The 14,523-nt window shown below is 60.7% G+C and carries 10 protein-coding genes; all 10 read left to right on the top strand.

All coding sequences use genetic code 11. The features are described 5' to 3' along the window. Nucleotide 1: 1 nt before the first annotated feature. The 10 genes from flgJ to AB4P91_RS25090 all read left to right on the top strand — a co-directional run bounded on the left by flgJ (nt 2) and on the right by AB4P91_RS25090 (nt 14,506). Nucleotides 2-1,291: a flagellar assembly peptidoglycan hydrolase FlgJ gene (gene flgJ / locus AB4P91_RS25135; protein WP_395603924.1), complete on the top strand. Its 1,290-nt coding sequence runs from the start codon at nt 2-4 to the stop codon at nt 1,289-1,291. 24 nt (nt 1,292-1,315) lie between these two features. Then, nucleotides 1,316-3,361: a flagellar hook-associated protein FlgK gene (gene flgK, locus AB4P91_RS25130; protein WP_395603923.1), complete on the top strand. Its 2,046-nt coding sequence runs from the start codon at nt 1,316-1,318 to the stop codon at nt 3,359-3,361. Nucleotides 3,362-3,374: 13 nt separating this feature from the next. Then, entirely contained in the window at nt 3,375-4,943 is a 1,569-nt protein-coding gene (locus AB4P91_RS25125) for a flagellar hook-associated protein 3 (RefSeq protein WP_150594279.1), read from the top strand. Nucleotides 4,944-5,057: 114 nt separating this feature from the next. Next, nucleotides 5,058-8,660 (top strand): glycosyltransferase, encoded by a 3,603-nt coding sequence (locus AB4P91_RS25120; RefSeq protein WP_395603922.1) that lies wholly within the window; start codon nt 5,058-5,060, stop codon nt 8,658-8,660. A gap of 313 nt (nt 8,661-8,973) precedes the next feature. Next, nucleotides 8,974-9,747 carry a glucose-1-phosphate cytidylyltransferase gene (gene rfbF, locus AB4P91_RS25115; RefSeq protein ID WP_150597167.1) on the top strand — a complete coding sequence of 258 codons (774 nt, stop codon included), beginning with the start codon at nt 8,974-8,976 and terminating at the stop codon, nt 9,745-9,747. Further along, the gene (gene rfbG, locus AB4P91_RS25110) at nt 9,729-10,811 is read left to right on the top strand and encodes a CDP-glucose 4,6-dehydratase (protein ID WP_150594276.1); all 1,083 of its coding nucleotides are present in this window, start codon (nt 9,729-9,731) and stop codon (nt 10,809-10,811) included. Before rfbF ends, rfbG begins: the two co-directional genes overlap by 19 nt. Beyond that, nucleotides 10,808-11,368 (top strand): dTDP-4-dehydrorhamnose 3,5-epimerase family protein, encoded by a 561-nt coding sequence (locus AB4P91_RS25105; protein ID WP_395603921.1) that lies wholly within the window; start codon nt 10,808-10,810, stop codon nt 11,366-11,368. Before rfbG ends, AB4P91_RS25105 begins: the two co-directional genes overlap by 4 nt. Further along, on the top strand, nt 11,365-12,591 hold the full coding sequence (locus AB4P91_RS25100; RefSeq protein WP_150594274.1) for a class I SAM-dependent methyltransferase: 1,227 nt from the start codon (nt 11,365-11,367) through the stop codon (nt 12,589-12,591). The genes AB4P91_RS25105 and AB4P91_RS25100 overlap by 4 nt, the downstream gene beginning before the upstream one ends. Continuing rightward, nucleotides 12,588-13,439: an NAD(P)-dependent oxidoreductase gene (locus tag AB4P91_RS25095; RefSeq protein ID WP_150597164.1), complete on the top strand. Its 852-nt coding sequence runs from the start codon at nt 12,588-12,590 to the stop codon at nt 13,437-13,439. Before AB4P91_RS25100 ends, AB4P91_RS25095 begins: the two co-directional genes overlap by 4 nt. After that, entirely contained in the window at nt 13,436-14,506 is a 1,071-nt protein-coding gene (locus tag AB4P91_RS25090; RefSeq protein ID WP_395603920.1) for a class I SAM-dependent methyltransferase, read from the top strand. The genes AB4P91_RS25095 and AB4P91_RS25090 overlap by 4 nt, the downstream gene beginning before the upstream one ends. Nucleotides 14,507-14,523: the final 17 nt, after the last annotated feature.

Raw genomic sequence — 14,523 nt, 5'->3', positions numbered from 1 at the left:
TATGGATATGCGCAAAAGCGGTCTGGTCGGCAGCAGCGATTCGGGTTCCTACTCCGATCTCAATCGTCTGAATCAGCTCAAGGTCGGCGACAAGGACAGCGATGCGAACATGCGCAAAGTTGCGCAGGAATTCGAATCGCTGTTCCTCGGTGAAATGCTCAAGTCGATGCGCTCTGCCACTAATGCGTTGGGCGAAGACAATCCGCTGAACACGCCGGCGGCCAAGCAGTATCAGGAAATGTACGACCAGCAACTGGCCGTTTCCATGTCCCGCGAAGGCGGTGGCATTGGCCTGGCCGACGTGCTGATGCGCCAGATGTCGAAGAACAAGCCAATGGCGCCGGGCGAGGCTGAAGCCGCCTCCGCCGCCAAGCAGGAAGCCGCGAAAGCCGCTGCCGCGAATGTCGCCACACCGATTGCGGCCGGCACCGTCGGCACTGGCCCTTTGTCGCGCCTCAATGGCGAGCGCCCGCTGTGGGCCTCGCGTGCGGTGCATGCGCCGAACACCCAGCTCGCGCACAGCAATGACATGGCGCTGATCAACCAGCGCCGTCTGGCCTTGCCGCCGAAACTGGCTGATCGTTTGCTCGCAGGGCTGGTGCCGTCGGCAACGCCTGCGGCGGCAACTCAATTGCCGCAACGCGCCACGACTGCTGCCATCACTGGCACAGGCCCGCTGTACAACGGCGACTGGCTGGCGCGTGCCGAGGCCGAGAAAGCCTCGGGCGGCCAGATGCAGGTTTACGGCCGTGCGGTGGCGCAGATTCCGCTGGCACCGGCGAAGAAAGCCTTCAGCTCTGCCGACGAATTCGTCAACACCATGCTGCCGATGGCCAAGGAAGCCGCCGACCGTATCGGCGTCGATCCGCGTTACCTGGTGGCGCAAGCCGCGCTGGAAACCGGTTGGGGCAAATCGGTCATGCGCGCGCAGGATGGCAGCAGCAGCCACAACCTGTTCGGTATCAAGGCGAGCAGCAACTGGCAGGGCGATTCGGCCCGGGCAATCACCAGCGAGTTCCGCAATGGCGCGATGGTCAAGGAGACGGCCCAGTTCCGTTCCTATGCCTCGTACAAGGACAGCTTCCACGATCTGGTGACTTTGCTGCAGTCCAATAATCGCTATCAAGAAGTGCTGAAGTCGGCCGATAACCCAGAACAGTTTGTACGCGAGTTGCAGAAGGCCGGTTACGCAACCGACCCGAACTACGCGAGCAAGATTTCGCAGATAGCCAAGCAGATGAACAGTTTTGAAAACTACGCTGCGGCGGGCGTTTCCACCACGCCTTTATAAGGCACAAGGTATAAGGTCTGAACCATGAGTTTGCTCAATATCGGGATGTCGGGGCTGTCGGCTAGCCAGTCCTCTTTGGCTACGACAGGCAACAACATTGCCAACGTCGACACCGCCGGTTATTCGCGCCAGCAAACCGTGCAGGGCACCAAATCCTCGCAGCAGTACGGCAGCGTTTTCATCGGCACAGGCACCACCCTGGCCGACGTGCGCCGGGTCTACAACTCGTACCTGGAAACCCAGTTGCACACCGCGACTTCGCTCAACAGCGAATCGGCGTCGTTTCTGGCGCAAGCCAAACCGCTGGACGGCACGCTGTCCGACGTCAACACCGGCCTGACCGGTGTGTTGCAGAAATTCTTCACCACGATGCAGGGCGTATCGACTTCGGCCACCGATGACACTTCCCGTCAATCGGTGCTGACCGGCGCACAGGCGCTGACCGGTCGCTTCAACTCCATCGCCAAGCAGTTGAGCGACCAGAACACCACGATCAACGGCAGCCTGAGCGACATGACCGCCCAGGTGAACAAGCTGGCCAATTCGATCGCCGCGCTCAACCAGAAGATCGGTGAGATCTCTACCAGCGGCGGTGCGCCGAACGATTTGCTCGACAGCCGTAATGAAGCCGTGCGTCAGTTGTCCGAACTGACCGGCGCGCAAGTCGTCGAGCGTGGCACCAGTTTCGATGTGTATGTCGGCAGCGGCCAGCCGCTGGTCATCGGCAACACCACCAACTCCCTCAGCACCGTGCCGAGCAAGGATGACCCGACACGCATGGGCATCCAGATGGATCGTGGGTCGAGCACCATCGACATCACTTCGGTGATCAGCGGTGGCGAAATCGGCGGTTTGCTGACTTATCGCAAAGAAGTGCTCGACCCGTCGCTCAACGAGTTGGGGCGTGTAGCGCTGGTCATCGCCGATCAGATCAACAGCCAGCAAGCCCAGGGCATCGACAAGAACGGTGACTTCGGCGCGGCGATTTTCAACAATATCAACAGTGCCGCGCTGATCAGCCAGCGCAGCATTGCGCAGTCGGGCAACAGCGCAGGCTCGGGCAACCTTGATGTCACCATCAAGGACACCGGCAAGCTGACCACCAGCGATTACCAGGTGACATTCACCAGCGCCACCGATTACAGCGTCAAGCGCTCCGACGGCACCGACATGGGGACGTTCAGCACCAACACGACGCCACCGCCGGTGATCGACGGCTTCAGTCTGGCCCTCAAGGGCGGCGCGTTGAGCGCAGGCGACAGCTTCAAAGTGACGCCGACGCGCAATGCGGCAGCGAGCATCCAGACCGTACTGACCGATCCGAAGAAAATCGCTGCAGCGGGCCCGTTGACCGGTGTCGCCAGCGCCAATAATTCCGGCACTTACATCCAGCCGACGCTCACCGACAAGATCAACATCTACAACCCGGCCGCCCAGGCAGAAATGCAGACCGCGCTGAAATATTCGACGCCGGTCAAACTGGTGTTCGGCGAGGCGAGCGGCGGCAGCCAGCCGTACACCATGGTCGACGCCAAGGGCGGGCTCATCAGCTCCGGTATGATCGTTCCGGGGCAGGCGAATACCCTGGACCTGAAAGTGGGTATGGTCGATGCCAACGGCGCCAAGATCATGGACACTTCGGTCACGCCGAACGTGCAGAAGACGTTTACCGTGCAGACCACGGTCGGCGGCACGCCGAAGGCTGGCGAAACCTTCACCATAAATATGACCGGCGCGGCCTCTTCGGATAACCGCAACGCCCAGGCGTTGGTGGGCCTGCAAACCAAACAGACCGTCGACACCGGTTCGGCGAGCAAGGGCATCAGCCTGACCGACGCCTACAACAAACTCGTGACCAACGTCGGTACCAAGACCGCGCAAGGCAAGTCCGACGTGGAAGCCACCACGGCGATCCTGACGCAGGCTGCCGGTGCGCGAGATTCGCTGTCCGGGGTCAACCTGGATGAAGAAACCGGCAACCTGGTCAAATACCAGCAGTACTACACAGCGTCTTCGCAGATCATCAAAGCTGCGCAGGAAACTTTCGCCACGCTGATCAACAGCCTTTAAGGAGTCGTAATTCATGCGCATTTCCACCGCCCAGTATTACGGAACGCAAGCTGCGGACTATCAGCGTAACTTCAACAAGGCGCTGGCCAGCGCCAGCGAGGCGAGCAGCCTGCAACGCATCAACACCGCCGCTGATGATCCGGTCGGTGCCGGTCGCCTGCTGCAGCTGGGTCAGCAGGCCGCGATGCTGGAGCAGTACACCACCAACATCAACAGCACCAAGAGTGCGTTGACCGTGCAGGAATCCACGCTGGATGCGATCACCACGGCATTGAGTCGCGCCAAGGAACTGTCCCTGGCCGCGAACAACGGCACGATCACCGACAAGGATCGCCAGGCTTACGCGTCGGAACTGGGCGAGATCCAGAAACAGGTATTGGGCCTGATGAACTCCAAGGATGCCGACGGCAACTACCTGTTCGCCGGTTCGAAAACCGACACCGCGCCGTACTCGCAAAACACCGACGGCACTTACACCTACAACGGTGACCAGACCACCATCAATCTGGGCATCGGCGATGGCCTGACGGTCGGCACCAATACCACCGGTTGGGATGCATTCCAGCAGACCATCAACACCGGTCGCACCAACACCAGCCTGACTGCCCCCGCGGTGGATGACGGTCGCGTCGTATTGTCCAACGGTACCGTTGGCACCGCTGCCACCTATAACTCGAAGTTCGCCAGTGGTCAGCCGTACACCGTCGAATTCGTCAGCAGCACGCAGATGAAGATCACCGACGCGCTGGGTAACGACGTGACTGCTGACGCCAGCAAGAACGGCGTGATCAGCAACACCAGCGGCAGCAACCAGAGCTTCAGCTTCCGCGGTGTCGACATGCAGCTGAACATCAACCTGAAGGCCGGTGACACCAACCCGGATGCGGTCATTGCCGGGCACAGTTTTCAACTGGCGGTGACACCGGACACGTTCACCACGTCGCGTAGCCCGGGAAACCCTTCGACGGCGGTGATCACCGGTTCCAGCATCACCGACCAGGCGGCCTACACCGCGGCATTTCCGCAGGGTGGGGCGATTCTCAAGTTCACCAGCGCCACAGCGTTCGACCTGTACGCGGCGCCGGTGACTGCTGACAGCAAGCCTGTGTCTTCGGGCACGGTGGCCGGTAGCAACGCGACGGCAGCCGGTGTGACGTTCGCTCTGGGTAGCGCCCCGGCAGCCGGCGATCAATTCTCGATTCAGCCAAACAATCACCAGACTCAGAACGTGCTCGACACCCTGGGGCAGATGATTACCGCGCTGAACACGCCGATCGATGGCGATCCGGTGGCCAAGCAGAAACTGAAGGGCGCCATGGAAGCCGGTATCGGCAACATCGACGCCGCCACCAATCAGATCGGCACCGCTGTCACCTCCATCGGTGCCCGTGGCCAGTCGCTGGATATGCAATCCGTCACCAACGACAGCCTGAGCACAGCGAACACCACGACCCAGGGCTCGATCCGTGATTCGGACCCGGCTGAAGTCATGACCCGCCTGACCTTGCAACAGACCATGTTGCAGGCCGCGCAACTGGCGTTCAGCAAGATCAGTCAGTTGGGTTTGTTCAACAAGATCTGACGGTAACGGGCGCGCAAGCGCCCGCTAGCTCGGCTCTTTAGTTTCCAATGTCTTTTTTCGCGGTTTCAGAGGGCTCGCTGTTCCGGGCGGGGTCCCGCCGCTTGCGAGTCCGCCGTGAATTCACTTCCCCTTGTCAGCCTTGTTATTCCTGCCTTCAATTCGCGTTTTTTCGAGCGGGCGTTGCGCAGTGCCGTCAGTCAGGGCTATGGCAATCTTGAAATCATTGTGTGCGATGACAGTCGCGGCAGTGAGATCCAAGACATCGTTGCGTCGGTTGTCGAGCAGTCCGGCGTCACTGTGCGTTACGTGCGTAATCCGCACACGTTGGGAATGATCGGCAATCTGAAAGCCTGTCTTGACCAGGCTCAGGGCGAGTTCATCAAATTCTTGTGTGACGACGATCATCTGTTTGCCAGCTGTATCGAGTATCAGGCTCGCGTGCTGGCCGAACGTGACGAAGTCAATCTGGTGCTGGCCCAGCGTCTGCTCTGGGACGCCGACGACATGGTGCTCCCTTCACGTCTGGAAAATACGCCGCTGTCACCGATCAGTGGTTTGTTCAAGGGTGACGACTTGCTGGCAATCTTCGAGGCGTTCCCGGCGAACATCCTCGGTGGTTTCAGCAGTGCCATGTTCCGTCGCACCGATGTTCTGGAGTTGTTGCCGGCGCTGACGCAGCCCGAGCACTGCTTTGTGGCGAGCCTCGATTTTGCGCTGTTTGTGTGTTTGATGCGGCGCGGCAACGTGGTCGTGTCCAACCACGTGTTGAGTGTCGAACGCCTGTATCCCGATCGTCTGAGCGGCCAGCAAGCCATGAAAGACGCGCTCGAAATCGAGCGGCAATGGCTGATGCAAATGCTCAAGGCGCGCAGCGGAGAATCTGCGCCAGCAAAGGGTTGGGTGCGTTATGTGCCGTTGCCCAAGGCAGATGATTCGCCACGGGTCTGGGAAGAGCTGCCGCTGAGCCGCACGCTCGGCACCAAACAGAGCGCTCAGATATGGGCGGTTGGTGGTAGCAGTCAGAGTTTTTCCGAACTCTATACGCAATGGCTGGCGTGCCGCACGCTCACTGACGTTCAGCGCAGACTGTTGCCGGACACACTGGCAGGCTGGCCGTCCACGCCGCGAATCGTGCCCATCGTGGTTGATGATCAGGGCAGTTCTGCCGCGCTGGAACGTACGCTGGAGAGTCTCGCCGCGCAGGTCTATGCGCCCGAGCTGACACTGGTGTTGTCTTCCAGTTGCGCTGAGCCGGTACTGGATGGACGTGTGTTCCATTTGCCGCTTCAGGACGATCGCCTGCAACAGATCAATGAGTTGCTGCCACAGTTGCAGGGAGCCGACTGGTTTTATCTGCTGCGTGCCGGTGATCGTCTGGTGCCTCCTGCCTTGCTGATGATGGCCGAGCGAATCGCCTTCAACAGCGATTTGCAGTGTCTATACAGCGATGAAGGCAGTTTGCGGGCGGGTGAGTCGGTGGAGCCGGCATTCAAGCCTGACTTCAACCTCGACCTGATGCGCACCTATCCTTATGTTGGCCGTGCCTTGGCGTTCCAGCGTAATGCCTTCGTGGCGCTCGGCGGGTTCGATTCGACGTTCACTGAGTTGGCGCCTCACGACCTGTTGTGGCGGATGGTTGAAGATCAGGGCACTCAGGTGGTCGGGCATCTGGCCGAGATTGCCATCGAGTCGACATTCGATTTGGCCAAGTGGCTATCGCTGCCTGAAGTGACCGAAAACAACGCGCGATTGCTGGCGACCCATCTTGATCGTCTGGGGATCGCCCACGACATGCGTCGCGGCAGCGGCGAGTTGCTCAATCGAGTCGATTACCGGCATGTGAACCGGCCGTTGGTCTCGATCATCATTTCTACCCGCGATCAGATTTCAGCGTTGCAGCGTTGTGTCGAGAGCCTGCTGGAGAAAACCGCGTACAGCGAATATGAGCTGCTGCTGGTGGATAACGGCAGCGAGACCGAGGAGGCCCGTACCTGGCTGAGCGGTATGGCGCAATTGGGCAGTGATCGAGTGCGGGTGTTGACGTACCCGCAGCAGGGCAACGTCGCAGCCTTGCGCAATTTTGCCGTTGCCCAGGCGCGGGGCGAGTACGTGCTGCTACTCAACCCCTTTGCGGTGATCACTCAGGGTGACTGGCTCGACGAGTTGCTCAACCACGCCCAGCGTCCGGAAGTGGGCATCGTCGGTGCCAAGCTGTTCAATCCCGATGGCTATGTCTTGCATGCCGGGCTGGTGCTGGGCTTGCAGGGGCCGGCCGGTCTGCCGTTTTATGGTCAGGCGATGCAGTCCGCCGGGTACATGTTCCGATTGCAAGCGGTTCAGGACCTGAGTGCCGTCGGGGCTGATTGCCTGATGGTGCGCAAGTCGGTGTTCGATGCGGTTGACGGTCTGGACGAGCAGAGCCTGCCGCGCACGCTGCACGAAGTGGACCTGGCCCTGCGCGTCGCCCGGCAAGGTTATCTGGTGGTCTGGACCCCTTACGCGGTGCTGGCGCTCGGCGCGCAACCCGTCGAGTCGGTCATTGATGAAGCCGCAATCTCACACAGCGAGCAGGAAAAAACCTTTTACAAGCGCTGGCTGCCGGTGGTTGCCCGTGACCCGGCCTACAATCCCAACCTGTCGTTGAACGGGGCCACCCGTTCGAGTTTCACGCTCGAGCCGGGCCTGCGCAGTGGTTGGAGTCCTTTCAGCAATAGCTCCTTGCCGAAAATTCTCGGGCTGCCGATCAATGCCTCCGCCGTCGGGCACTATCGTGTCACCCAACCGCTGATCGAACTCGAAGCGGCAGGCAGGGTGCAGGGGCAGATTCGCTATAGCGTGAACCTGCCGCCAATTGTTGAGATCGAGCGTCTGTCACCTGATGTGATTGTTCTGCAGGGCCGTTATGCCGAAGCGCCGATCAACGAGATGCCAGTGCTGCGCGATTACTTCAATGCGCGGCGAATCTATGAGCTGGATGACTACGTCATCGATGTTCCCCATCGCAATGCGCATATCCGCAACATGCCGGACAAGCATCAGATGGAGCGTCTGGTTCGCCGTGCGATCGGCATGTGCGATCGCGTCGTCGTCTCGACTCAGCCGTTGGCCAACGCATTGTCGGATATGCATCACGACATTCGAGTAGTGCCCAACATGTTGGCCAAAGAATTCTGGAGCAACCTGCGCAGCCAGCGCCGGACCTCGAAAAAGCCCCGCGTCGGCTGGGGCGGCGGTACCAGTCACCATGGTGACCTGGCGGTGATCGCTGATGTCGTGCGCGAACTGGCGGATGAAGTCGACTGGGTATTTTTTGGCATGTGCCCGGACGACCTGCTCCCGTACATGCATGAGTTTCACGGGGTGATTGCCCTCGACGCGTATCCGGCGAAACTGGCCAGCCTCAATCTTGATCTGGCCTTGGCGCCGCTGGAATTCCACATCTTCAACGACTGCAAGAGCAACCTGCGTCTGCTGGAGTACGGCGCCTGCGGTTATCCGGTGATTTGCACCAACACCGAGGCCTACCAAGGCTATCTGCCGTGCACACGGATCAAGACCAACACCACGGACGAATGGCTGCAGGCAATCCGCATGCACCTGGCCGACCCGGACGCCAGCTATCGCATGGGTGACGATTTGCGCGAAGTCGTGCTGCGCGACTACATCTTGCGTGGCGATAACTTGCGTTATTGGGAAAGCGGATGGCTGGCGGATTGATGCCCGCCAATAGCGATTCGTTCGCCATGTCTGGCTGACAACTCAATCCAGCACTGTCGATCCTGCAACGGGATTGATGGTGAGCAACTTTGCTAAAGGCGAACCCGATTTTGGATTCGCCTTTTTTACGGCTGCACCCAGCCGGCACCCACCTTCCCTAGATGGCGCGTTTCCTGCAAGTCCCCCTCAAATCGCCATAAAACGAGCGCTCGCGGGCATCCCACCTGCGCCCGAACCGGCAAAAAGGTTAGCCAGTAGGCCGCAACGCTCAAGAAAGCTGTGCGCAGCCCGGTGAAGAACAAGAGGGGAGACGATGAAGGCAGTTATTTTGGCGGGTGGCCTCGGCACGCGCATCAGTGAAGAGTCGCACCTCAAGCCCAAACCGATGATCGAGATCGGCGGCAAGCCAATTCTCTGGCACATCATGAAGCAGTATTCCGCCCACGGAATTCACGACTTCGTGATCTGCCTCGGCTACAAGGGCTACGCGATCAAGGACTTCTTCGCCAACTACTTCCTGCACACCTCCGACGTCACCTTCAACATGCGCGAAAACCGCATGGACGTGCACCAGAATTACAGCGAGCCATGGAGCGTCACGCTCATCGACACCGGCGAAGAAACCATGACCGGTGGCCGTCTGCTGCGCGCCGCTCGTTATCTCCAGGATGAAGAGGCGTTCTGCTTCACCTACGGCGATGGCGTTTCCGACATCAACATCGCTCAACTCGTGGATTACCACCGAGCTCACGGCCGTCTCGCGACCGTCACCGCCGTGCAGCCGCCGGGGCGCTACGGCGCGCTTGAGCGTCAGGGCGATCAAGTGCTGGGTTTTACCGAAAAACCTCGCGGCGACGGCGGCTGGATCAACGGTGGCTTCTTCGTGCTGTCGCCGAAAGTGCTGCCGTACATCACCGATGACACCACCACCTGGGAAGCCGAACCGTTGGCGCGTCTGGCCGCAGACGAGCAGTTGAACGCCTACGAACACGCAGGCTTCTGGCATCCAATGGACACCCTGCGCGACAAGAACCATCTCGAAGCACTGTGGCAGAGCGGGGAGGCCCCATGGAAGCAATGGGCCTGAGTGCGGATTTCTGGCGCGGCAAGCGCGTTCTCGTCACCGGACATACCGGGTTCAAAGGCAGCTGGCTGACCCTGTGGTTGCAAAGCCTCGGCGCGCAAGTCAGCGGCTTTTCACTGGATCCGTCGACCGAGCCGAGCCTGTTCGAACTGGCGCGGGTGCATGAAGGCATCGATGATCAGCGCGGCGATCTGCGTGACCTCGGCGCCTTGCTCGAAATCATCGCCGATACCGAGCCGGAGATTGTCCTGCACCTGGCGGCCCAGCCGCTGGTGCGCGAAGGCTATCGCGACCCGCTCGGTACTTATTCCAGCAACGTCATGGGCACGCTCAACCTGCTCGAAGCGATTCGTCAGGTCGGTTGCGTGCGCGCCTGTGTGCTGGTGACCACCGACAAGGTTTACGCCAACAAGGAATGGCTGTGGCCGTACCGCGAAGACGAAGCCCTCGGTGGCCACGATCCTTACAGCAGCAGCAAGGCCTGCTGCGAACTGTTGGCGCAGTCTTACGCGGCGTCTTTCTTCCCGGCGGACAAGTACGCCGAGCACGGTCTGGCCCTGGCCACGGCGCGTGCCGGCAACGTTTTGGGCGGTGGTGATTTCGCTCCCGAGCGACTGATTCCCGATGTACTCAAAGCCTGGACGGCAGACGAGCCGGTGACCCTGCGTTACCCGCACGCCGTGCGCCCATGGCAACACGCGCTGGAGCCATTGGCCGGGTATCTGCAACTGGCTGCCGGCCTCTACGAGCAAGGCCCGGAGTACGCCGGTGCGTGGAACTTCGGCCCCGGCGAGGCGGACATGTGCAGCGTCGGCGAAGTGGTCGAATTGCTCGCCAGCCGCTGGCCTCAGGCGCGCGGTCTGCGCATCGAGCCGAGCGAACTGCACGAGGCCGGTCTGCTGCGTCTGGACAGCAGCCGCGCACGTCAATTGCTCGGTTGGCAACCGCGCTGGACCTTGCAGCAATGCCTGACCCAGACCCTCGACTGGCATTTGGCGTGGCAGAACGGCGATGACATGCGCGCCGTCACCCTTGGCCAACTGAACCTGTACCGAGGCGCGTTGTGAGCGAGTTTTCCTTGCAGGCATTGCCGCTGGCCGGGCTGTTCAGCGTGCAGCACAAACGCTTCGAAGATCAGCGCGGGCACTTTTCCCGGTTGTTCTGCGAGGGCAGTCTGAGTGCGTTTGGCAGTGAGTTTCATATCCGCCAGATCAACCATTCCTGCACCCGCGAGAAGGGCAGCGTGCGCGGTCTGCATTATCAGAACGCGAACGTGCCGGAAGCCAAACTGATCACCTGCCTGCGCGGTGAAGTGTGGGATGTGGCGGTTGATTTGCGTCCGGATTCGGAAACCTTTTTGCACTGGCACGCCGAGCATCTGAAGGCCGGCGACGGTCGCAGTCTGTTGATTCCGGCCGGGTTCGCCCATGGTTTCCAGACGCTGACCGAAGATGCCGAATTGCTTTACCTGCACAGCGCCGATTACGCACCTGCGCATGAGGGCGGTCTGTCGGTGAATGACCCGCGGCTGGCAATTGCCTGGCCGTTGCCTGTCAATAATTTGTCAGCGCGTGATTCCAGCCATCCCGCGCTTGATCAACACTTCGCTGGAGTGCGTCTATGAATTGCCGTGGGTGCGCCGCACCGCTGAGCCTGCCGCTGATCGACCTCGGCACCTCGCCACCGTCCAACGCCTACGTGCATGCCGATCGGCTGGAACAGGCCGAGCAATGGGTGCCGCTGAAGGTCGCCGTGTGCCAGCAATGCTGGTTGGTGCAGACCGAGGATTACACCTCCGCCGACAGCCTGTTCGATGCCGAGTACGCCTACTTCAGTTCGTTTTCCAGCACCTGGCTGGCCCATGCCGAGCGCTATGTGGCCGAGATGGTCGAGCGCTTCGGCCTGACCGCCGACAGCCGCGTCGTCGAAGTCGCTGCCAATGACGGTTACCTGCTGCAATACGTCGCCGGTCGCGGTATTCCGTGTCTGGGCGTCGAGCCGACCCGCAGCACCGCGCAAGCGGCGCGGGAAAAGGGGCTGGACATTCGTGAGCTGTTCTTTGGTCGCGACACCGCCGCGCAGCTGAAAAGCGAAGGCTGGGGCGCCGACCTGATGGCCGCCAACAACGTGCTCGCGCATGTGCCGGACATCAACGATTTCCTCGGCGGTTTCGCCACCTTGCTCAAGCCAGCCGGTGTGGCGACTTTCGAGTTCCCGCAACTGCTGACACTGATGGCGGGCGCGCAGTTCGACACGCTTTATCACGAGCACTATTCGTATCTGTCGCTGACGGCTGTGCAAACGCTGTGCGAGCGCAATGGTCTGGAAGTGTTCGACGTCAGCCAGTTGACCACTCACGGCGGTTCGCTGCGGGTGTTCGTGCAGCGCAAGGACGGCGAGCGCCGCCCGGTGCAACCAGCGGTGCAACAACAGTTGCAGGCTGAACTTGATGCCGGGGTGAAAACCCCCCAGTACTACGCGACCCTCGCGCCTGCCGCCGAACGAATCAAGCATGAACTGCTGCGCTTTCTGCTGCAGGCCAAGGCTGACGGTAAACGTGTGGTGGGTTACGGCGCGGCGGCGAAGGGCAACACCCTGCTCAACTATGCCGGAGTCAAACCGGACCTGCTCGCCTGGGTGGCCGATGCCAACCCGCACAAGCAAGGCAAGTGTCTGCCGGGCAGTCGCATCCCGATTGTTGCGCCGGCGCAGATCGATATCGAAAAGCCGGACTATGTGCTGGTGCTGCCGTGGAACCTGCTGCACGAAGTCAGTCAGCAACTGTCGCAGGTGCGGCAGTGGGACGGCCGCTTCGTGATGGCGGTGCCTGAGTTGAAAGTGCTGTGAAGGTCCTCGTCACCGGAGCCACGGGCTTCGTCGGTCGACATCTGGTCGCGGCATTGCTGGCGCGCGGCTGTGTTGTTCGTGCAGTGGCACGCAACGCAGAAACCGCGCGGGGCATGCCGTGGATCAACAATGTCGAGTTCGTCGCGGCGGATATTCACGCCGACGATCTCGATATCGCCGCGTTGACCGAAGGCGTTGATGCGCTGGTGCATCTGGCCTGGCCGGGGTTGCCGAACTATCGGGCGCTGTTCCATTTCGAGCACAACCTGATGGCCGACTACCGCTTTATCAAACGTGCGGTCGAGGCGGGGGTGAAGCAGGTTCTGGTCACCGGCACGTGCTTCGAGTACGGCATGCAAAGCGGCCCGCTCAGCGAAAACACCGAGCCAAGGCCGAGCAATCCGTACGGTCTGGCCAAGCACACCTTGCACCTGTTTTTGCAGAACTTGCAGCAAGCGCATCCGTTCACCCTGCAATGGGCGCGGCTGTTTTATCTGCACGGCGAAGGGCAGAACCCCAACAGTCTGCTGGCGGCGCTGGACCGTGCAGTCGATGCCGGTGAGGCGTCGTTCAACATGTCTGCGGGCGAGCAGTTGCGCGACTTTCTGCCAATCGAGACCGCTGCCGGTTACCTCGCCGCGATCCTGCATCAACGCGACTTCAGTGGCGTGATCAATTGCGCCAGTGGCCAGCCGGTCGCGGTGCGTTCGCTGGTCGAACAGCGCCTGCGTGAACGCGGCAAGTCCATCGAACTGAACCTCGGCCACTACCCATACCCGACCCACGAACCACTGGCGTTCTGGGCACTGACCGAGCGTTTGCAACAGTTATTGGGAGCGTCGCAATGAGGCACGAGTTGTATCGGGTCACCGACCTGCCGGTGTTGCAGAACCGTACCTTTGCCGATGCAGAGTCGGCGCAGGCGTCGGCCAGTGCCGACATGCTGCTGGTGCAGGACGAGCGCAGCGGCTTGATCTTCAATGCCGCGTTCGACGCCAACAAGCTCAGTTACGACGCCGATTACCAGAATGAGCAAGCGCATTCCGGCCAGTTTCAGAAGCACCTGAGCGATGTTGAAGGCATCATCGCCAGGCACTTCAAGGGCCGGGAGTTAATCGAGGTCGGCTGCGGCAAGGGCTACTTTCTTGAGTTGCTCAAGGGCCTTGATTACTCGATCACCGGTATCGATCCGGCTTATGAAGGCGACAATGCCGACGTGATCAAGGCGCCGTTCACCCGTGGTCTTGGCCTGGCGGCGGACGCCATCGTGCTGCGCCATGTGCTGGAGCACATCGAGGATCCCGTGAGTTTCCTCTCGGTGATCGGCGAAGCCAATCAGGGTGGGCAGATCTACATCGAAGTGCCGTGCTTCGACTGGATCCTCGAACACAAAGCCTGGTTCGACCTGTTCTATGAACACGTCAACTATTTCCGCCTCGATGACCTGCGCCGGATGTTCGGCACTGTGCATGAGGCCGGTCACCTGTTCGGTGGCCAGTACCTGTACATCGTCGCCGACCTGTCGACGTTGCGCCTGACCCCGGAACAGCCGGTGCCACGCCTGACGCTGCCTGAAGGTTTCACCGCCAGCCTCGACCGCGCGGTGCAGATCATTCAGGCCGCGCCTGAGCAGGGTTCGGCGATCTGGGGCGCCTCGTCCAAAGGCGTGATCTATTCGCTGTTCCTGCAACGTGCGGGCGTGGCGGTGGATCGTGTGGTGGATATCAACCCGGCCAAACAGGGTCGTTATCTGCCGTTGAGCGGTGCCCGTGTGTCCTCGCCGCAAGAGGCCATGGACGCATTGCCCGAAGGCGCCAACCTGTTTGTGATGAACTCCAATTACCTCGAAGAAATCAAGCGGATGACCGGTGGACGCTACGTCTATCACGCCGTCGATAGCGCTTCGTTCCAGTGACCATTGAGACTTTGAAC

Source organism: Pseudomonas sp. B21128, assembly GCF_044218865.1.
Lineage (GTDB): Bacteria > Pseudomonadota > Gammaproteobacteria > Pseudomonadales > Pseudomonadaceae > Aquipseudomonas > Aquipseudomonas iridis.
The sequence above is the reverse complement of the archived record's forward strand: the minus strand, read 5'-3'. Positions and strand labels throughout refer to the sequence as shown.